The sequence below is a fragment of the Streptomyces sp. SAJ15 genome, from assembly GCF_007595705.1.
Taxonomy (GTDB): Bacteria; Actinomycetota; Actinomycetes; order Streptomycetales; family Streptomycetaceae; genus Streptomyces.
Map to the genome: position 1 here is coordinate 596728 of NZ_NISY01000004.1, position 19005 is coordinate 615732.

At 65.0% G+C, this 19005-nt stretch carries 19 protein-coding genes and 1 pseudogene; 7 read left to right on the forward strand and 13 right to left on the reverse strand.

The features are described 5' to 3' along the window. Positions 1 to 3: 3 nt before the first annotated feature. From dbpB (CD790_RS15170) to CD790_RS15185, 4 genes are read right to left on the reverse strand one after another with little or no spacing between them, the layout of a single operon-like run. On the reverse strand, positions 4 to 1101 hold the full coding sequence (gene dbpB / locus CD790_RS15170; RefSeq protein ID WP_030951618.1) for a DGQHR domain-containing protein DpdB: 1098 nt from the start codon (positions 1099 to 1101) through the stop codon (positions 4 to 6). A 47-nt stretch (positions 1102 to 1148) separates the two neighbouring features. Continuing rightward, the gene (gene dpdA, locus CD790_RS15175) at positions 1149 to 2402 is read right to left on the reverse strand and encodes a tRNA-guanine transglycosylase DpdA (protein WP_055550327.1); all 1254 of its coding nucleotides are present in this window, start codon (positions 2400 to 2402) and stop codon (positions 1149 to 1151) included. Continuing rightward, on the reverse strand, positions 2399 to 3541 hold the full coding sequence (gene dbpB, locus CD790_RS15180) for a DGQHR domain-containing protein DpdB (RefSeq protein WP_030951621.1): 1143 nt from the start codon (positions 3539 to 3541) through the stop codon (positions 2399 to 2401). The genes dpdA and dbpB (CD790_RS15180) overlap by 4 nt, the downstream gene beginning before the upstream one ends. Next, entirely contained in the window at positions 3538 to 4335 is a 798-nt protein-coding gene (locus CD790_RS15185) for a hypothetical protein (protein WP_260867587.1), read from the reverse strand. Before CD790_RS15185 ends, dbpB (CD790_RS15180) begins: the two co-directional genes overlap by 4 nt. Positions 4336 to 4534: 199 nt before the next feature. Here CD790_RS15185 and queC point away from each other — a divergent pair, with 199 nt between their 5' ends. From queC to CD790_RS15215, 6 genes and pseudogenes are all read left to right on the forward strand, one after another. Beyond that, on the forward strand, positions 4535 to 5245 hold the full coding sequence (gene queC, locus CD790_RS15190; RefSeq protein ID WP_144383720.1) for a 7-cyano-7-deazaguanine synthase QueC: 711 nt from the start codon (positions 4535 to 4537) through the stop codon (positions 5243 to 5245). Positions 5246 to 5247: 2 nt separating this feature from the next. Then, positions 5248 to 5883: a 7-carboxy-7-deazaguanine synthase gene (queE, locus tag CD790_RS15195; RefSeq protein WP_144383721.1), complete on the forward strand. Its 636-nt coding sequence runs from the start codon at positions 5248 to 5250 to the stop codon at positions 5881 to 5883. Then, on the forward strand, positions 5883 to 6239 hold the full coding sequence (gene queD / locus CD790_RS15200) for a 6-carboxytetrahydropterin synthase QueD (RefSeq protein ID WP_030951629.1): 357 nt from the start codon (positions 5883 to 5885) through the stop codon (positions 6237 to 6239). Before queE ends, queD begins: the two co-directional genes overlap by 1 nt. 3 nt (positions 6240 to 6242) lie before the next feature. Further along, complete coding sequence (locus tag CD790_RS15205) at positions 6243 to 7010, forward strand: GTP cyclohydrolase I FolE2 (protein ID WP_144383722.1); 768 nt, start codon at positions 6243 to 6245, stop codon at positions 7008 to 7010. An 83-nt stretch (positions 7011 to 7093) separates the two neighbouring features. After that, positions 7094 to 7909 carry a hypothetical protein gene (locus CD790_RS15210; protein WP_055551057.1) on the forward strand — a complete coding sequence of 272 codons (816 nt, stop codon included), beginning with the start codon at positions 7094 to 7096 and terminating at the stop codon, positions 7907 to 7909. 37 nt (positions 7910 to 7946) lie between these two features. Continuing rightward, positions 7947 to 8141: pseudogene (locus tag CD790_RS15215) on the forward strand (GNAT family N-acetyltransferase); the annotation flags it as partial. Between the two features lie 600 nt (positions 8142 to 8741). Here CD790_RS15215 and CD790_RS15220 read toward each other — a convergent pair. The 3 genes from CD790_RS15220 to CD790_RS15230 all read right to left on the reverse strand — a co-directional run bounded on the left by CD790_RS15220 (position 8742) and on the right by CD790_RS15230 (position 11740). Next, a complete protein-coding gene (locus CD790_RS15220) occupies positions 8742 to 10268 on the reverse strand; it encodes an amino acid permease (RefSeq protein WP_260867588.1) in 1527 nt (508 codons plus the stop codon). Between the two features lie 42 nt (positions 10269 to 10310). After that, positions 10311 to 11165, reverse strand: a complete 855-nt coding sequence (locus CD790_RS15225) for a hypothetical protein (protein ID WP_144383723.1) — start codon at positions 11163 to 11165, stop codon at positions 10311 to 10313. Positions 11166 to 11257: 92 nt separating this feature from the next. Further along, positions 11258 to 11740: a GNAT family N-acetyltransferase gene (locus tag CD790_RS15230; RefSeq protein WP_222108248.1), complete on the reverse strand. Its 483-nt coding sequence runs from the start codon at positions 11738 to 11740 to the stop codon at positions 11258 to 11260. 341 nt (positions 11741 to 12081) lie between these two features. Here CD790_RS15230 and aspS point away from each other — a divergent pair, with 341 nt between their 5' ends. Continuing rightward, on the forward strand, positions 12082 to 13392 hold the full coding sequence (aspS, locus tag CD790_RS15235) for an aspartate--tRNA(Asn) ligase (protein ID WP_144383812.1): 1311 nt from the start codon (positions 12082 to 12084) through the stop codon (positions 13390 to 13392). 58 nt (positions 13393 to 13450) lie between these two features. On the opposite strand, the gene CD790_RS15240 is transcribed toward aspS, so the two are convergent. From CD790_RS15240 to CD790_RS15265, 6 genes are all read right to left on the reverse strand, one after another. Continuing rightward, positions 13451 to 14221, reverse strand: coding sequence for a hypothetical protein (locus CD790_RS15240; protein ID WP_144383724.1), 771 nt, complete (start codon positions 14219 to 14221; stop codon positions 13451 to 13453). A 34-nt stretch (positions 14222 to 14255) separates the two neighbouring features. Next, positions 14256 to 15161 carry a radical SAM protein gene (locus CD790_RS15245; protein ID WP_144383725.1) on the reverse strand — a complete coding sequence of 302 codons (906 nt, stop codon included), beginning with the start codon at positions 15159 to 15161 and terminating at the stop codon, positions 14256 to 14258. Further along, positions 15158 to 16459, reverse strand: coding sequence for a radical SAM protein (locus tag CD790_RS15250; protein ID WP_144383726.1), 1302 nt, complete (start codon positions 16457 to 16459; stop codon positions 15158 to 15160). Before CD790_RS15250 ends, CD790_RS15245 begins: the two co-directional genes overlap by 4 nt. 5 nt (positions 16460 to 16464) lie before the next feature. Further along, a complete protein-coding gene (locus CD790_RS15255) occupies positions 16465 to 16824 on the reverse strand; it encodes a hypothetical protein (RefSeq protein WP_055550344.1) in 360 nt (119 codons plus the stop codon). A 151-nt stretch (positions 16825 to 16975) separates the two neighbouring features. Beyond that, positions 16976 to 17356 (reverse strand): hypothetical protein, encoded by a 381-nt coding sequence (locus CD790_RS15260; protein ID WP_241837774.1) that lies wholly within the window; start codon positions 17354 to 17356, stop codon positions 16976 to 16978. Positions 17357 to 17514: 158 nt separating this feature from the next. Next, positions 17515 to 18729: a helix-turn-helix domain-containing protein gene (locus tag CD790_RS15265; protein WP_260867600.1), complete on the reverse strand. Its 1215-nt coding sequence runs from the start codon at positions 18727 to 18729 to the stop codon at positions 17515 to 17517. Positions 18730 to 19005 lie beyond the last annotated feature (276 nt).

Below are 19005 nucleotides of genomic sequence, written 5' to 3' on the forward strand. Positions count from 1 at the left end.
GGGCTATGCGCTGACTCGGGCTTGCAGATAGCTGCTGAGCAGCCGTACGTCCTTGGACGTATTCTGCAGGCTGTTCCAGTTGGGCTGATGGTCATCTCCGAAGTTCCATTTCCCCGAGGTCCAGGCCACGTGCTCTTCCAGCCCACGCAGAATGGCACGAACGTCATCCCAGTCGACCTTGTCGACCGGGACATCCGCAGTGAGCCGGTCCATGACGAAGCCCATCGCCTGGATGCCCACCCCATGGGTCAGCCTGGACTCCTTCGGGGGCTTCCCCCACGCCTCCCGGAAGATGCTTGCCACTGGCGTCCAGAAGGCCAGCAGGTGGGCCAGCATCCGCTCCTCGTCCCCGGTGCCGTCGGTGGCGTTGCGGTACTGGTACAAGGCGCCCTCGTAGATGCTGTGCTCCAGCATCTTCAGAACGCTGTTGTCCTTGATGTCTCCGGTCGGGGATGTGGGACTGCTGATTCTTCCGCTGAAGGGACCGTCCCCCATATTCAGGTGGACCATGAGCCTCGCGGCGAGTGCCCTGCGCGCGAGTGAGCGCGGCAGCTGGCCGGTGGTCTCGGGCAGGAGCTCGTACACGAGTCCCTTGGGGAGCGGCTTGGTGGAGTTGACCAGGATGAACTGCGACCGCTGCTCTTCCTGCCCGGAGGCGATGAAGCCCACGGCGGCGACAGGGAACTCAGCGAGGTCAGCGTCCCTGATGGCCGCGCTGCGCTGCTGTCCGTCCACGAGCCAGGCGGGCTTCTCGTCGTCGGCCAGTGACTCGTCGACCGGGATGATCAGCTCGCCCGGGATGGAGTACTTCACATCGCCGCCGCGGACCGCTGGTTCGAACCTCACCCGCTCGTCGAATGCGAGGACCACGGCGTTAGGGAGCATCGCTCCCTCGGACTCGAGGTAGCGGCGGATTGAGCGGATGTGGCTGAGGACCTCGGGCCGCTGGTACCCCTGCAACCGCTTCTGGTCATCACGGCGGATGCGCGATACGGCGGCGAAGTCATGCAGTTTCTTGCCGTCGACGGCGAAGCAGTAGATCTCCTTGGTGCCTTGGAGGATCTTGAGGGCGGGTAGCTTCAGCTCGTAGCGGTCGGCCACATCATCTCCTGTTGGGTTACTTTGGGTGTTATGCGCGTTCTGGGTGATTATGTGAACGACAGCTTGCGCATCTTTGCTTCGAGTACCGTCATGTTATGGAATCCGCGGCGCTTGTTACGCTCGGACCCACGGAATATGACCATCTCGATCTTGTGTTCCCGGCAGAGGTCGCATGTGCAGTGCTTCCATGGCCTGTCAGCCAGCGTGGCGCCGTATCGCTTCAGTTGGTTGTCCAACTGCTTCAGCTTCTTGGCATCGCCGAGGAGCACCTGGTAGCGGCGCAAGGCATCCAAGACCTCTGAGGCATCCACCAAATCCTTGTCGTAATCACGCAGCAGTTGAAGGCACTCTCGCTCGGCCTTGATTGCTTCGGATTGGGATACGACGCCGGCCAGGATCAATCGCTTGAGAGCTGGATTTCCGTCGACCTGTGGAACGCGAATCGCCGTGTAGGCCTTATCTGCGGTGTGATAATTGTTGCGCTCATCCATAAAGGCCTGACGGAAAGCAGAGGTGCTATCGAAGCTTTCTACGTGAAATTTCGCGAATTCTTCCATGCTGTCTACGCGAGTGATTCCGAGGAGATGGAAGTCAACTCCTTCTGCGCGAACTTGTGCAATCCTCTTCAGGCACGCCACGATCTCGGGCGTCTTTAGTGGAACCATGCCGCCTAGGGCAATCCGCTTGTAGCCCATTTTCTGAAGTCGGGCAACGCTGTCGGCGTAGCTGTCCGGGCTCCAGCCCTGTGCTGCGCCGACCGGTTCGAGCTTGTCGTCTTCTTCCAGGATTTTGGAATTGCGTGATCGGACAGCAGCGATGAATTCTTCAGCCAACTCCAGCGAGATCTCGCGTCGCTTTACCCATGCAGGGTTTGCGTCCTCTTCGGTGAGTTCGGGCTCATATCCGAAGATTACGTGGTCGATGCTGATTCCGGAGTTGAACTTGCAGCCGATATAGAAGTCGAGTACCTGATCAACCGTATAGGGTGGGCGCTCTTCATTGATATAGTTGAAGGCTCCGCAGTCTCCCAGACTGCTCATAGTCTTGGGGAGCCTGAAGAAATTCCGCACGCCAAGCCGGTAGAGACGTTCACGCTGCGGTGCGCTGTACTTACCCGCCCCCTTGACGGACCCGTCGACAATGGCCTTGCTGACCAGGATGCCGTCGTAAGGTGCCGGCTTCACAGCCTGATGGGCGTAGAAATCGTCCCGTTGTCGGACGCGAAAAGGAGAATACTCGTCATTGAGGAAGTCATAACTCGGACTGACCTGGTCCTGACTGTCCGGAAAGTAGAACCTCACGCTGCGCCCATCCTTGCCTTCTGGTAAACGCGAATCAGGTAATTTGACAGGATGTTGATGTGCTTTGTGATGTTCTCCAATTCGTTCCAGTTGTAGTTAATCTCGGGCCAGCGCCCCTTGGTCCAGCGGCAGTAGGGTTCGACCAGGGCCAATTCGGCCATGACCTTGCTGTACGCCTCATCCGAGTTGATGTCTACTTCAAACATCACTCTCTCCATGACGCGGTCCATGAGCTGGCCCATTGACCGAATGCCGACGCCGTGCATTAGTCGGCTCTTATTGGGGGAGATTCCCCAGGCGTCAGGAAAGGTGTCTCGCACGGCCGTCCAGTAGACGACAAGGATCTTGCGAATGGTGCTCGTATCAATGGTTCCGCTGGACAAGTCTTTGTAAGGGAAGAGCACCCCAGAAGGCGACAATGACGCGGTGATCGCCTGAAGCAGACTGTTGTCCTTAACGACCGTCTCAGATTTCCGGCTAGCTGTCGTCGACGCTTGTTTGATCAGGCCCTTAAAGGGTGAGTCGCCATCCTGGCTTAGTGCATTCACCAAGATCGCCGGAAGTTTACGAGCCGAGAGCTTGGTAGGCAGTTGAGTGTTTACTTCCGGTAGGAGTTCGGAAACCAGGTCGCTGGGGAGCGGCGACACTGTATTGACCCGCAAAAACTGCTCGCGCTGGACATGCAGATCTTCGGAAACGAAGCCAGCCACTGTGATAGGCAACTTGGCATTCCGAGTACGGGCAAGGGCCAGGCTCCGCTGCTGGCCATCAACGATGAGAGCCGGACGGGGAGCCTCCCGTGACTCTGGCAGTGGGATCTCAAGCATCCCAATGGTTGCAAGGCCGTCGCTAGGGTTCGGTCCGCGGCTTCCTCTGAAGCGTACTGAGGATGGGAGTGCGAGGATGAGTCCGTTCGGAAACAGCACCTCGTCCCCGTCCAGATACTCCAAGATCTGCTTTACGTGCTGTTTCTTCTCGGGGCGCTGGTAGCCGAGGAGCTTTCCGGCCTCATCGCGTGAAATCCGCGCAACGTCGGCTACGAGGTCGACTTCTCCGGCTTCCAGGGCAAAAAGGTACAAGGGGATGTCGGGGTGCTGATTGATCCGCAGAGCTCTGCGTGTGATGAGGTTCTCGGTCACTGATCCCCCATGGTTCGCTTGAACAGGGTGGCAAACCTGCTCTGTTCACATGCTCGGCCGCTGTCGCGCAAGATCCGCAACAGCCGCGTCCGGGAGATGCCCGGTTGAGCCTCCGTCTCCTGCCTAATGAAGGCGATGACCTCTGCATCGGTCATGGGCTGACGGTTGAGTTGTTCCGGCCTCGGTACAGCCGACGCCCACTCGTGCCAGGTGGAACTGGTGGTCTCAGACGTCAGTCGACTGTCCTCGCAGTGCTGGAGCCAGGAAGCGGCCATGCGGACATTGAGGCTCGTGAGGGTTCCGCCGAGCGCGAGTCGCAGCCCTGCATCGGAGGCGACTCTTCGGATGCCGGGGATCTCTTCGACACCGCCTACCAGCAGCGCCTCGCTCGCAACGGCACCCAGAGCTCGGAGTTCGGCTTCCATGGCCTTCGCGTAGACCTCGGACAGAACCATCAAGATGGGCCCGCTTTTTCCGAGTTCCTGCAATGTTGTGCGACTTTGTCCCTCTTGTAGGTACTTCCACCACTGGGCGCTTCCATCTGCAGAGGTGGCTACCGAGTCAGCGTGTCGCGTGCTGAATGTCGCCGCGTATGCCGGGGCCGGCTCGGATGCTGGCCGAAGGCCGAGGCCGGCGGACGCGACCCATAGCCGTGCGTCGAAACCAGCCTTGGCGGCCGTAGCGACGAGGCGACGCGACTGTGTCCAGTGGTCGCCGCAGTAGAGCCTGTCGAGTGGATGGGTAGCGGAGGCGTCCGCGACGCGCCCCTTCCAGATGGTCGAGCGTTCCTCCACGGTCCCAACTGGCAGTGACCTGGCGTGCAGTGAGGCTTCCGGCGCTACAGCCTTACGGTCCGTACATGTGACCACAAGTGAAAGTTGCCTCACGCGGCTCGGCTCCCGACGCTCATAACTACCAGTCTGTCGTCGTTACTCTACCTGTCACTTTTCGCGTAGGCTGCCGCAGTACACACGGAGCTAACTAGGAGCAGGCATGGCGGAGCGTCCCGCGATCGTTCTACTGAGTGGCGGACTGGACTCAACGACCGTTTTGGCGATCGCCAAGGACCAGGGCTACGCGCCGTACGCGCTGAGCTTCCGCTACGGGCAGCGGCACAGCGTGGAGCTTGAGGCTGCGAAGCGTGTGGCTGAGGCGCAGGGGGTCGCTCGGCACGTCATCGCGGACATCGACCTGCGAGTTTTCGGCGGATCCGCGCTCACGTCGGACATCGACGTTCCGAAGCATGAGTCTCTGAACGACGCCGGGGACAAGGGCACCGGCAGTAGCGTTCCCATTACGTACGTCCCGGCACGCAACACGATCTTCCTCTCCTTCGCCCTCGCCTATGCGGAGACGGTTGGGGCGAGCGACATCTTCACCGGAGTGACCGCGGTCGACTACAGCGGCTACCCGGACTGCCGCCCTGAGTACATGGAGGCCTACGAGCGCATGGCTAACTTGGCCACCCGCGCCGGGGTCGAGGGCACGCAGCGTCTCAAGCTCCACTCGCCGCTCATCGCCATGTCGAAGGCCGACATTGTCCGTGAGGGCCTGCGCCTCGGCGTGGACTACTCCCTTACTTCCTCTTGCTACGACCCGGACGAGCAGGGGCGGGCATGCGGACATTGCGAGACCTGCCTGCTCCGCCTCAAGGGCTTCGCCGAGGCCGGCGTCACCGACCCCGTGCAGTACCAGGGCGCGTGAGAATGACCTACCTGGTCAAGGAGATCTTCTACACCCTGCAAGGCGAAGGGAGTCACGCAGGCCGTCCAGCCGTCTTCTGCCGCTTCTCCCGGTGCAATCTGTGGACGGGCCTTGAGAAGGATCGTCACCGTGCGATCTGCCAGTTCTGCGACACAGATTTCGTCGGAACCGACGGGGAAGGCGGCGGCCGGTTCCGGACCCCGGACGACCTCGCTCAAGCCATCGAGCAGGCGTGGCCGTCGTCATCCAGGGATCACCGCTTCGTGGTGTGCACCGGCGGCGAGCCGCTTCTACAACTCGACGAAGCGGCGATCGACGCGCTGCACGCCCGCGGCTTCGAGGTTGCCGTAGAGACGAACGGCACCCGCGTACCGCCGAACGGCATCGACTGGCTCTGCGTCAGCCCCAAGATCGGCTCCGAACTGGTCGTGACTAGCGGAGACGAACTGAAGCTGGTCTACCCGCAACTGGGCGGCGACCCCGGTCAGTTCGAGCATCTGGATTTCCGGTACTTCCGGCTCCAGCCCATGGACGGCCCGGACGTTGAAGCCAACACCAGGGCGACTGTCGACTACTGCATGAAGAACCCGCGCTGGATCCTCTCTCTCCAGACGCACAAGTATCTGGGAATTCAGTAATGGAAATCTTCCGCGAGTTCACCTTCGAAGCTGCACATCGCTTGCCCAACGTGCCCGAGGGCCACAAGTGCGCGCGCCTGCACGGCCACTCCTACAAGGTCATCGTCCATGTCGAGGCTCCCGTCGACCCCGAGTCGGGCTGGGTCATGGACTTCGGCGACCTCAAGAAGGCCTTCAAGCCCCTCGAAGCGCAGCTCGACCACTACTACCTCAACGACATTGAGGGCCTGGAGAACCCGACTAGCGAGGTCCTCGCCCGCTGGATCTGGGAGCGGCTGAAGCCGACCCTGCCCGACCTCTCCGCGCTCACCGTTCGCGAGACGTGCACGTCTGGCTGCACCTATCGGGGCGAGTGAGCGATGCACGACATCCAGAACGAGACTGACACCCGCGGCATCGAGATCGACGATGTCGGCATCAGCGGCCTGCGCTACCCGCTGTACTTCGAGGACGGCCACCTCCGCCAGGAGGGCATCGCCGTGATCGACGTGACCGTGCGGCTCCAGCATGACCGCCGGGGCACCCACATGAGCCGCATGGTGGCTCTCGTCCACGAGCACCTTCGCCGGTTCGATCCGCGCAGGCTGCCGCACGTGCTGAAAGTCGGTGCGGACCTACTGGATGCACCGGCGCTCGCGGTGTCAGTAGCCTTCCCGCTGAGCACGACCGTAGTCGCGCCAGCGACTGGCGCCGAGTCGTACCAGGTCCACGATGTCCGGTTCGACGGCCGCTGGGACGACGGAGACACGACGGTTGTCACGTCGGTTACCACCGAGGTCACCAGTCTGTGCCCGTGCTCGAAAGCGATCTCTGACTACGGCGCCCACAACCAGCGCAGCCGCGTCACGCTGTCCGTGACAGGGCACGGGGACACTCCCTATCCGTTTGGGGTGCAGCAGGCCGTACGACTCTTGGAACGGTGTGCGTCCGCTCCCGTCGTGCCCTTGGTAAAGCGTCCAGATGAACGTGTGCTGACGATGCAGGCCTACGACCACCCTGTGTTCGTCGAAGACATTGCCCGCGAAGTCAGCCACGTCTGCCGCGAGCGGGGTCTTCGTCACTCGGTGAGGGTCCGCAACCTAGAGAGCATCCATAGCCACGACGCCGTCGCATACGTCGCCGGGTGAGTGAGCATCGGGTAGAAGCCACTGCCGCACCGTTCTGCTCAGATCGGGTGGAGACCACGACAGAGCAGTGAATGATGTGGCCCATGCTCTCGCATCCGTTGCTGGAAGTTGAAGCCGTTGATCTGTTGGAGCCGTATCTGGAAGGCGTGGGCAGCATCTTCCGTGCCTTCCGCGACCAGGACTCCGGCTGCCAGTCTTACGGGGTGGCTGTCGGCGATGAACGGTGGTTCGTGAAGGGGGCAACCACTCCGCCGGCAGCACGCTCTTTACGTCGAGCCGTGGACGTGCACCGAGCGGTGCAGCACTCGGCGATCGTGCCTCTGCGGCACCACTTCCAACTCCGAGATGGCCTGGCGCTGGTCTACCCCTGGGCCGAGGGCGAGGTCCTATATCACCCCACGGCCCATGCACACGGGGGCCGCGCAGCCCCAGACAGCCCGATGGCCCGGTTTCGCAGGCTGCCTGTCCCTGACATTCTGCGGGCGTTGGACGAGATCCTGGACGCACACCTGGCTGTCGAGCAGGCAGGGTTGGTCGCAGTCGATCTATATGACGGGTGCTTCCTATACGACTTCGAGGCGCACCGCATGGTCCTGTGTGATCTGGATGAGTACCGGCCTGGGCCCTTCATCGTGGAAGACGAAAGGCTTCCAGGGTCACGGCGCTACATGGCGCCCGAAGAGTTCGTCAGCGGCTCGATCATCGACATTCGCACAACCGTGTTCGTGCTTGGCCGCGCGCTACGTCTACTCCTGGACGCCGGTGATGAGGAGCAGGCGTGGCGCGGCTCTCCTGTTCAACTGGCCGTGATTCAGCATGCGACGGCCGACGATCCTGCTCATCGGTACCCGTCTGTCGAGGCGTTGACGCAGGCATGGCGTGGCGTATGCGGTGGTTGATTTCTAAGGTGCGCGATGTACTCGGCTGAGCGAGTGGCCAGCCGAGGCCCCGGCCCACCTGCGCGGCCGCGGTCATATGGGCGCCGCGACAGTCTCGGTGAGCCGGGCCGCGCTATGCGCAGGCGCGGCGGAGGTCCTGCTGTTCGCGGACCTGGCCAACTCCACCAGCAACGGCCACTACCAGCGAATCGGGTACCGCCCGATCGCCGACTTCGCGGTGTACGACTCTTAGTGTGGCGCGCCGGAGATCCGTCGAAGAAGTCTGGAAGGCCGCGGGCAGCGCAGCGAACACGTGGCTGGCGCGCCGCCTCGAAGCCGCAGCACCTGGACCCAATGCCCGCCTGTATCACGTGGTCCGTGCGGCATTGGATGGGCAGACCGAAGCCCTTGTGGGCGTGGTTGACGATGTCCTGGCTCGGGCCGGCGGACGCTTGTGGGTCGGATAACGGCGTGGCGGCACTCCGTGAGTGGCGGGAACGCTGCTGCCCGCGTGCCGATCGCTACCCTGAGAGGCCCATCGGCACGCGGGCAAGCGGGGACAGGCCCAGCCATTGGTCCGCGTCAGCAACAGGGCCCGGTGCCTCGGCAGATCCGCAGACGAGGAGTGGCACGGTGGTGAGTCGAAGGTGGCATGACTTCGAAGGCTTGCCGCGCCTGTGAAACGCAGCCCGCTCACATTCGCAGATTATTTGCGGGCCAGTCGTTCTTGACCAGTTGGCTGAGCGTCGCGGTGTGCGTCCGCTTGAAGGTCGTCTCTCGTGCCCGCACTCTGGCACAAACTACTCGTACGAGCTGACCGTGACGCTGGGGGCCCGGGGCGTCGGACGGGAGTCTATTGGCCGTGGGCCTCCTGCCCGCGAGCTTCCCGGCTGAGACCAGAGCTGCGAGAGTGCGCCGGCTTGAGGAACCAACGGCGGGCCGAGATGAGCCACCAGGCGCCGCAGAAGCCGACGACGACGCCGACGGCGATGGGTGCGTAATTGAACGTGTGCGCGGTGATCGGTGACGTCTGCGGCAGCATGAACAGCACGGTGATCACCAAGACCCATGCGATAGCGATCGTGCCGACGATGGTGGACCAGGAGCCGAGGTGCCAGGGGCCGCGCTCGAACCTGTCGCCCTGGCGCAACCGGAGGAAGGTGGGGATCACGTAGGCGATGTAGAGACCGATGGTGGCGATGGAGGTGACGGCCGCGTACGCGGTGCTGTTCCACAGGTAGGGCAGCCCGAGAGCGAAAGCCCCACCGGTGGCGAGCCAGACGGCGTTCGTGGGGGTACGAGTGGCCGGGTTGAGCTTGTGCCACGTCCTGGAGAAGGGGAGCGCGCCGTCGCGGGAGAAGGCGTAGATCATCCGGGAGTTGGCGGTCACCGAGGCCATGCCGCAGAAGAGCTGGGCGACGATGATGACCAGCAGCAGCCACTTGCCGGCCGCCGCGCCGAGGGCGTCCATCAGGATCTGCGCCGGTGGCACCCCCGTGGTGGACTCGAGCGCGCCCGAGTAGGAGTCGATGGCGTAGGTGAAGCCGAACAGCAGGACGAAGCCGGCGGCGAGGGAGACGAGGATCGAACGGACGATGCCCTTGGGACCGGCGGTGGAGGCGTCGATGGTCTCCTCGGTCATGTGGGCGGAGGCGTCGTAGCCGGTGAACGTGTACTGAGCCATGAGCAGTCCGATGAGCACCACGTACACGCTCGACGAGAAGCCGGTGTTGTTGACGAACTCACCGAAGACGAAGCTGTTCGACTGATGGTGGTCAGGGATGAGCACCAGGGCGCCGCAGATGACGACGACGCCGAGGATGTGCCACCAGATGGACACCTCGTTGAGGAAGGCGACGATGCGCACGCCGAAGGTGTTCAGTACGCCGTGCAGGACGAGGATGATCCCGAAGAGCGTGATGGTGTGTCCGGGCGTGGCGGCGTAGCCGAACTGCAGGTCCAGTAGGGCGTTGAGGAAGGTGGCGGCGCCGAAGTCGATGCCCGCGGTGACAGCTATCTGGCCCAGGGTGTTGAACCAGCCGGTGAACCACGCCCACGCCGCGGCCGTTCTCGCGGGCGCCATGCGGTGCGCCCAGAAGTAGAGGCCCGCGCTAGTGGGGTAGGAGGAGCAGACCTCCGCCATGGACAGCCCGACGAAGAGCGTCATGAAGCCGACGAATAGCCAGCCCCACATGATCACCGCTGGCCCGCCGGTGTTCATCCCGTAGCCGTAGAGCGTCATGCAGCCGGACAGGATGGAGATGATCGTGAAGCTGACGCCGAAGTTGGCGCGGCCCGACATGGAGCGGGAGAGCGTCTGCTGGTAGCCGAGTTGCTTCAGGCGTTCCTCGTCAGAGACGCGAGATACATCGAGGGGCACAGGATTTCCGTCCTTCGTTCGTTTAAGGGGTAGTTCGAGGGTTCAGCGGCGTCGGCGCCGAGGTGGGCTGTAGGCCCAGGCGCGGTGCCGCAGGAATAGGTCGCGGGCCTGTCCGCAGTACGACCAGGGGACCTGCGTGGCGTACGGGCCAATCGCGTCGAAGACCTCCAGGGCCTCGCTGTGACGGTTCGCGAACGACAGGGCGTGAGCCAGGTAGTTGGCGTCATCCGCGAAGCAGGCGTGCGGTCGCGGGGCGCGGTAGCGCCACCAGCCCTCCAGCACGTGGTCGATCTGCGGGCAGTCGACCCATGGATGGATGGTGAGCCCGTAAGCGTCGCGGTCCTGCTCCTGGCGGGTCCGGTGGGCCTCGGCGATCACCACGAGTGGCAGAACCGCGATCGGCAGCCCTTGAGGGGCGGTGGCCGCCTGTTCCTCGGCCCACCACATCGCTTCGCCCTGCTGGCCGTGGTAGCGGGGGAGTAAGAAGGTCACGACCTCGTGGTGTGCCTCGCGATTCCACCGGTCGCGCTTGACGATCTCGTCCCATACCGCGTTCAAGGTCTTACGGTTTGGGGCGTGGCTACGTAGCAGCGCGAGCATCACCACCAGCGGCGCTACGTCCTCGGGCCACGTTTCCAGGGCCGTACGGCAGGTGGCCCAGGCTTCCTCCATCAGGCCCCGGCCGCTGCTGCCTGGGCCGGCGATCATGGCCCGGAGGGCCTGAACGTTGGCCAGGAGGGCGAGTGCGTGCGGCGAGCGCGGTTCGGCCCTTGCCCAGGTGTCGGCGAACCGCAGGCGGGCTCCGGCCTCGGCGAGTACCTGAAGGCGGAAGATCCGGCGGTCCCAGTCCGTGCCGGTCGCCGTCAGCAGATCCCGTGCCCCCTCCCAACGGCCCATCGCGGCGTCCTCCACCGCCGGCCGCAGCGCAACGTCGTCGCGCGCCGGGTGCTGGTCGAGCGGGACGTTTTGGTCGCTCCGGTGCCGGGCAATCACTGGACCCGCCAGGTCATCCGAGGTTCGTCATACACGAACCCGAGCGATGTATACAGCGGCTCTCCCTCTGGGCTGGCCGCGAGGCTGATACGTTTGCAGCCGCGCACGGCCATCCAGTCCATGAGGGCCGTCACCACTGCCCGGGCGTAGCCCCGCCTGCGGAACTCTGGATCGGTGGCGACGGTGCTGATGTCACCGTTGAACGGCTTGCTGCTCCCTGGGCCAGGAAGCCGGGGTAGAAGAAACCCCACCGCACAGGACGCCACGCGGCCTGGAGCCGCATCCACCACGAACGCGGCGACCGTGTCTGGGCCATGGAGCAAGGCAGCGAACACCTGCTGGCACTCCTGGACCCACGGTCCGTCCGGTACATCCCGGGGCCTGCTCCAAGGGACTGTCGGGCAGGTCAGCGATAGCTGGCGCAGGCGGGCCAGCTCCCCGGCGTCGGCGGCCACCGCCCGTCGCACGGGCACGCTCACAGCCGTTCCTCCCGTTCAGAAGTGTGTTCTTGATTGCGGCGGCGCCCGTGAGATCCGTATCCTGCTGGGCAACGCGTTGATGGAGACGAGTAGCCCGGGATCACGCGAGCCGAGAGAGCCGCCGGAAGCTGGAAAGGCGGCCTCGCGCCCCGAGGCGAAGACCCTCCTGAGCGCGGGGAGGAACGACCCCGTTCGGTGGTCCAATGCCCCGCCGGTTGGCCCCCGTCAACGGGCCCGAATGAGGCCGCCACGCTGTGGCGGCGAAAGTGCGGTGGCACCGCGAGTTGCCCTTCTCGCCCGCACTCCCAAGGGATCATGACGACGTCCTTCGGAGGACCGCAATGATCCAAAGCCGCGTACACGTCTCTGACCTGCGAGAACACGTCGGCCGTACCGTCACTGTCTGCGGGTGGGTAAACACCCTGCGCCTGCAGCGCAAGATGCAGTTCGTCATCGTGCGGGACAGCACCGGCATGGTGCAGGTGACCCACAAGCGTGACGACGGGCCGCTTGAGGCCCAGCTCGAAGCTCTCACCCCCGAGTCCGCAGTCAAGATCACCGGCCGCGTCGTCGACGCTGAGCAGGTCAAGCTCGGCGGCCTGGAGCTCGTCCCTGAGTCGGTCGAGGTCCTGAACCTGGCCGCTACGCCGCTGCCGATCGACGAGCACACCGGCATTGAGCATCGGCTGGACTGGCGCTTCCTGGACGTGCGCCGTCGGACCGCCACACAGCTGATGTTCGCCGTGCAGACCACCCTGGAACAGGGGATGCGCGAGTACGCCTACACGCAGGGCGCCACTGAGATGCACACCCCCAAGCTCATGGGTACGGCGTCGGAATCCGGAGCGGAGGTCTTCAAGCTCGGCTACTTCGGCCGCAGCGCCTACCTGGCGCAGTCGCCGCAGTTCTACAAGCAGATGGCAATCTCGGCCGGCATCGAGAAGGTCTTCGAGATCGGCCCTGTCTTCCGTGCCGAGCCATCGTTCACCTCCAGGCACGCCACCGAGTTCACCGGCGTCGACGTCGAGCTTGCCTGGATCGACGGCGTCGAGGACGTGATGGCGTTCGAGGAGCAGATGCTCGCCCACGCGATCGCGAAGGTCGCCGACTCCCACGGTGACGCCATCCGAGAGCACTTCGGTGTGGAGATCACCGTACCGACGACGCCCTTCCCCCGCATCACCATGGCCGAGGCGCACGAGATCCTGCGCAAGGGAGGCTGGGACCCGGAAGGGATCAAGGAGGACCTGGACCCGGAGGGCGAGCGCAGCATCAGCGCCCACATCCAGGAGGCCACCGGGCACGAGTTCGTGTTCATCACGCACTACCCGGTGAGCATCCGGCCCTTCTACCACATGCGGCCGGCCGACGACCCGAGTGTGACTCTGAGCTTCGACCTGCTGTGGAAGGGGCTGGAGGTCACCACCGGCGCACAGCGCGAGCACCGGTATGACGTGCTGCTGAAGCAGGCCGCCGAGAAAGGCATGAGCCCAGAGCCGCTGCAGGACTACCTGAACGCGTTCCGGTACGGCTGCCCGCCGCACGGTGGCCTGGGCATGGGGCTCGGCCGGGTGCTGATGGTGCTCCTCGGTCTGGAGTCGATCCGCGAGGCCACCTTCCTCTTCCGCGGACCGAACCGCCTCACGCCGTAACCGGCTGATGGGGGCGTCCCACGACACGGGCCGATGCCTCGTGTCGTGGGACGCGGTCTCAGTAGCGGACGCTGCGCAGGTCATGCGTCCACGCCTCGGCAGGGTTCTTGTCCCAGTAGGCTCGTAGCGCCAACTCCCGTTCGGAGAAGCGGCCCTGGTGGCACAGGCCGCCGTGGGAGAGGGTGACGCTCATGGCGAGCGACGACTCGGTGGTGACCCAGTGGGGGGTCAGGGCATGGCTCCACAGCTGGTCGCCGGGCCGCATGACGACGGATTGGCGGTCGGCCGCGTCATGCTCGGGCGGCTCCTCACCCGTCGTCTCGCCGATCACCGCGGCCTCTGCCGAGAGGTGCTTGTCGGGTGTGAGGTAGCTGTGGAACGTCTTGGTGCCATGCACCTGCCAGACCAGACCGTGCGAGTTGTCGTTGTGGTACGTCGAGGACGCGCCTTCGGTGGACAGGAAGAGGATCGGAGCCAGGCGCTGCCAGGTGAAACCCCGGGCGGACAGATGGGCGCGCCAGGGAATCATCACCTCGTCCTGGAAGCCGTGCAGAAGGTCGTCGTAGAAGCGGCTGAGGTTGAAGTGCACCAGCCGGAACGGCCATGTGACGATCTCTTCGAGCGGGGCGGTGCGGAAGGCGGCGGTGCGATCCATGCGCACCTGCCAGTCGTCGTCCCCGAGGATCGTGAAGCGCACTTCCGTGTCCTGGCGGATGTGGTCGAGGATGTCGATGGCGGGCAGGAACGTGTAGTCGAAGGCGACCTCCAGGGGGAAGTTCGGTGGTTGCCGCCACCGATGTGTGAAGTCGTCCGGTGTCGTGATCGTCATAGGTCGGTCCATGGAGTCGTGTACGTAGCGCCGCTCACGCCGGCGCGGCGCACGACGCCGCGCGGTCGTCGGATGCGGCGGAGGATCGGCAGATGGCAGCGCAGTCCGGGGTCACGCGGTCCTGCGCCGGATCGGTCAGGAACTGTCTGATGCTGGCCCGAGGCGCATGGACGCTGACTGATGCCTGGCCGTAGGGACAGCGCCGTATGTGACCGTCCGCGGACACGTACGCAGTCGCCGAGCGGCACGACCACCGCTCGCCCCCCGCCGGTGGCAGCTGTAGGTCCCGGAGCTCGCCGAGGTAGGCCCGGTACCGATCGGACAGGTTGAAGTAGCGGCTCAGCACGTCGGCGTCCAGATGCTGCTGTACCAGGTAGTCCTGGACCGACTTGCCGTCCCGGCGCAAGGCGCGTTCGTCGAGGACGACGGGGCTGAACTGGACCTCCACGCCTGCCTCGGACACGAGGTCGGCCAGCTCCTGGCACTCATCGTCGCTCAGGCCCCAGCAGGTGACGTGGAGGATCTTCGTCTCGGTGCTGATGGCGCGTAGCGTGGCGATGCCCGAGGCCGCTGTGCGGGTGGTACGTCCCAGCAGCATCGCGCCTTGTGAGTCGGCGGACACGGTCACGTTGCTCAGTAGGTGCGTCACGTGGGAGAGGGCGATGACCTCGGCCACGGAGCGGGCCGAGGTCACCATCGACACCGACATGCCGAACTGGTGCGCCAGCCGTACAAGTTGCCTGAGCTGCGGATGATGGGTGGGCTCGCCACCCGTCAGACAAACGCCCTCCACGCCGGCTTCCCGCAGCCGCGACAGCGTGCGTGTGTACGTCGCGGTGTCGAGGAAGCCGTGAGCACGGTCAGCGCGGAAGCAGAAGCCGCAGGCCACCTTGCAGTGCCCGGCCGTGGAGACCAGCGCCGTACGGACGTGGACGCTCATTGCACCCCCGTGTTGTCCCACACGGCGATCTCCACGGTGCTCGTGTAGAACGCGCACATCTCGGGATCAGGGCTGCTGCCTCCGACGAGGGCCTGCTCGTTGCGGGAGGGGCCACCGCAGATGGCGAGCGCCGGGCAGTTCCCGCACTCGGGGATGGGCGCGACGTTCTTCGCCACACCAGCCAGTCGTCCTGGATCGGCACGCAACTCGTCCAGGGTGTGCAGGAATGACGGCTCGGTGAAGTTGATGTCGCACAGGCTCACCCGGTTGCCGGGCAGCAGGGCGGCGTTCAGGCTGCGGTCCCCCTGCATGTGGTCGAACAGCATCGGCCGTCGGGTGTCGAGGGCCTGGAAGGCGCGGTCGAGGACAGAGAACAGCATTCCGCCGCGACCCAGGGCGGCCAGGCGGGCCTCGTACAGCTCCTGAGCCAGGTTGGCGCCCTTTACCTGCCAGCGGCCAGCAGTCGGGATGGGAGTGTTGACGTAGATGAACTTCAGCCCGAGGTCATCGATGATCCACCGGACAGTCTCGGCCAAGCGCCCGATGTTCGCGGCCGTCGGGGTGAGGTTGCAGCCCACGTGCAGCCCCTCCGCCTCGACGAATCGGGCGACGTTGCGGCGAATGCGGTCGTCTGCGGGCTGTCCGCCGAGCAGAAGGCGGTGGGCGGAATTGATGCCCGGGGGGCCGTCGATGGAGATGCCGACCCCGTACTCGTACGCGACGAAGTGGTCGAGGGCTTCGTCGGTCAGACGGGCCCCGTTGGTGACGACCGTGCGCCGGACCCTTGCGACGTCGTAGCGGTCGGCGAGGGTGTCTGCGAGCCGGTCGCCGTACTGCATGAGGTCGAAGCGGATCGTCGGCTCGCCGCCGAACCACTGGATGGACACCTCTTCCTGGCCGGCGTTCTGCTCGAACAGGAACTCCAGGCCCTCCGACAGCTCCTCCTTCGTCATGTCCGGCTTGCCGGTATTCGTATCGACGAAGCAGTAAGTGCAGGCCATGTTGCAGCGGTCGGTGAGCACTACGCGCAGACCACTGATGCGGTCAGGTGTGGCGTCGAGCCCAAGGAGTCGAAGACGGTTACGGAGTGCTTCTCGCCGGTCGGCCACGGGGCCGTCGGAGGTGAAGCCGAGCCCTGCGAGGGCTTCATGAGTCGCGGTCGGGGGGACCCCGGCGAGGTCGTGGACCTCGCCGGAGTCGATGAACACACTGTCCAGCCCGACCGGGTCGAGGAGAACTGCTTCCCCGTCCCGCTCGTACTGGAAGTACTTCCCCCACAACATCCGGGGGACGGCCATGTTGGTCAGGCCGCCGTTTCCTCTTCGGCGATGCCGAGCTCGGCCATGACCTCGCGGACCTTGTCCTCGGCGGTGGCCTGGAGCTTCGCGGAGGTGGCCGGCGAGCCACCGTCGGCGAGGACGATCACGCCGGGCAGGGTCGGGTTGGGGGCGATGACCGTGATGCCGGCCGGGTCGGTGCCGATGACCATGATCGCGTCCTTCAGCTCGACCCAGTCGGTCTGCTCCTTGAGCGCGTCGATGATGCGGCCCTGCTTCTCCTGGAAGGAGGCCCGCTCGCCCATCCAGACGCCCGCCTTGGACTTGGAGTCCACGACGTCCGCGTAGATCAGGTGGTCCTTCTTCTCTCGCCTGGGCTGAGGCACAGTTGATCCTCTCTGTGTGTCGGACGTGCTGGAACAATCACTTGCATCCGCCGGGGTCCGGCGGGGGCCGCCCCACGGGGAGTGGGTGGGGCGGCGTTTAGCCGCTCTGCGGCAGCTCCCACGGGGAGGAGTTCAGGCCGCAGAGCGAGTCCTAATGGGGGCCTTCGCGCTCCCGGCGCGCCTTGATCAGGGCGCGGTGAAGCCCGTCAGGTGAGATCACGGCACGGGGGCCGGTGGGCAGCCGGTGCCAGTGGAGTCCGGGGCCGGACGTCCGCTTCGCCGAGGGGACGAGAACGTGGCAGGACGGTCCCAACGCGACAGTGCCCTGTTCCTCCCACCGTTCAGCGGTGCCGACCGGCGTCAGGAAGTACATGCGCGGCTCACGGCCGCCGTCGTCGAGGACGACGGACCCGACAGGCAGCCCCTGCTCCTCGATGAGCTCTACGGCCCTGCGGCCCACGTGCTCGGGCGCACGGATGGCGTCCCACCACGTGCCGGCGGGACACAACTCCGGCTCGCTGCCGAGAGGCATCCACCTTGGCAGTCGAGTGGTCGGGATCGCGTCCGACATAGGAAAGGCCCCCTCACAACTGAGTGTGAGAGGACCATTCCACTCTGGAGGCGGGTGTGCGCGGACAAACTGTCCGCACCCAATTCAGGCCAAGTCCCGCGAGAGTAAAGGGAGTTGTGCTACGCGACTCCGGCCCAGGTGCCGAACGCGGACAACTCGGCTGACGGGTGCGTGTCCATGCGCAGCAGCGAGCCGAGCGTTTCGCGCACGGATGGGTGGAATCGCGTGTGGTTCGGCGCGATCTTCCGGGCTCGCTTCAGCTCTGCGAACGCTCCGCCGCGGTCACCTTCCGCCAGGCGTGCGGAGGCGACGTCGATGTGATGGTGGCTGGATCGCTCACCCACCGTGGAGGCAGGCGGCGCCCATGCCGCTCCGCCCTGTCCCCATTCAGTGAGCCGGGCGAGGGCCTGCTCGCTGTCGCCGGTGTCGATCAACGTATGCACCGAGTGGATCTTGATGTTTGTGGGGCCGAAGCTCATCTCGTAGGCCAGGCTGTCCCGGTTGCCGGCCATCAGCGCGACTTGCTCTGCTTCGCGCAGGAACTCTTCCGCCGCATCGGGGTTGTTGTCCCGCGATTCAACGACCGCCAGCTTCAGCAGCAGCGCCCCGTCGACCGCAAGCGCGTCGTCGGTGTACGAATGCTCCGGCTGGGCCCGCTCCAACTCGTGCCGCAGACCCTTGAGCTTGCGACGAGCCGACTCAGTAGCTCCCTGCCGCAGCATCGACCCCGCCACCAGGAACCCGGCCGTGAACTGCATGAGTGGGTCACCACTGCGATCCGCTGCCCACCTCACCCGCTCCAGCGCCGTATTGCCGAGGTCGTGGTGCCCCATCTTGTGGGCCAGGCTGTTGACCGCACGGTACGCGCGGGCCAGATGCCAGAATGCCTTCTGCTGTTCATCGCCACGCGCGCTGAGAGCGACGTGGGTCAGTTCTGTGATCACCGGAGGGAGCAGCGGCCCCATCGGCACGTACCGGGCATCACGCCGGAGAGCTGCGATCTGGTCCACCTCGGAGGCCAGGACCGGCAGAGCGCGTGGACGCGTCTCCAGCTCATCTGGGGTGTCGAAGCACAGCAGGATGCGCCTCAGCTCCGGAATGACGGCGTGCACGCCGTCCTCCGCCTCGGGGTCCCCGTAGTACGGCTGACCGGTCAGCACCTCGGGGCCGAAGTGCAGTGCCCTCGACAGCGCGAGAATCAGGCTCGGCGTCGCCTTCCGCGCGCCGGACTCCAGCTTCTGCACCAGGCTGGGGGAGACCGCGACCCGCTGGGCAAGTTGCGCGGCGGACAGTCCCCGCGTCTTGCGTGCCACCCGGAGTCGGTCCCCCAACATAACGCTCTCATTCACGTCGGCTTCCCCTCGCTGATCGGAGCATTGTGGCCAGAGTACGTATTGCGAATGGTGCCCAGAAGGCCCGTCGCCAAGAGTTAACGGACCAACGGAGAACCCGTAGATCGGCGTCAGGACATCCGTGCGGCTGCGCGCGGTTCACTGGACGGCACCGTGACATCTCGATCAACGGCCTGCGAGCCGTGATCGCTCACCACTGATCTTCCACATCGCACGAGAGGTAGTCATGGGATCGAGTGACCACACGGCGTTACCCGC

Bases quoted from the DNA above. Each gene is read 5' to 3' on its own strand.
- queC (WP_144383720.1), top strand. From the start codon at position 4,535: ATGGCGGAGCGTCCCGCGATCGTTCTACTGAGTGGCGGACTGGACTCA.
- queE (WP_144383721.1), top strand. From the start codon at position 5,248: ATGACCTACCTGGTCAAGGAGATCTTCTACACCCTGCAAGGCGAAGGG.
- queD (WP_030951629.1), top strand. From the start codon at position 5,883: ATGGAAATCTTCCGCGAGTTCACCTTCGAAGCTGCACATCGCTTGCCC.
- CD790_RS15205 (WP_144383722.1), top strand. From the start codon at position 6,243: ATGCACGACATCCAGAACGAGACTGACACCCGCGGCATCGAGATCGAC.
- CD790_RS15210 (WP_055551057.1), top strand. From the start codon at position 7,094: ATGCTCTCGCATCCGTTGCTGGAAGTTGAAGCCGTTGATCTGTTGGAG.
- CD790_RS15225 (WP_144383723.1), bottom strand. From the start codon at position 11,165: ATGGGCCGTTGGGAGGGGGCACGGGATCTGCTGACGGCGACCGGCACG.
- aspS (WP_144383812.1), top strand. From the start codon at position 12,082: ATGATCCAAAGCCGCGTACACGTCTCTGACCTGCGAGAACACGTCGGC.
- CD790_RS15240 (WP_144383724.1), bottom strand. From the start codon at position 14,221: ATGACGATCACGACACCGGACGACTTCACACATCGGTGGCGGCAACCA.
- CD790_RS15245 (WP_144383725.1), bottom strand. From the start codon at position 15,161: ATGAGCGTCCACGTCCGTACGGCGCTGGTCTCCACGGCCGGGCACTGC.
- CD790_RS15250 (WP_144383726.1), bottom strand. From the start codon at position 16,459: ATGGCCGTCCCCCGGATGTTGTGGGGGAAGTACTTCCAGTACGAGCGG.
- CD790_RS15260 (WP_241837774.1), bottom strand. From the start codon at position 17,356: ATGCCTCTCGGCAGCGAGCCGGAGTTGTGTCCCGCCGGCACGTGGTGG.
- CD790_RS15265 (WP_260867600.1), bottom strand. From the start codon at position 18,729: ATGTTGGGGGACCGACTCCGGGTGGCACGCAAGACGCGGGGACTGTCC.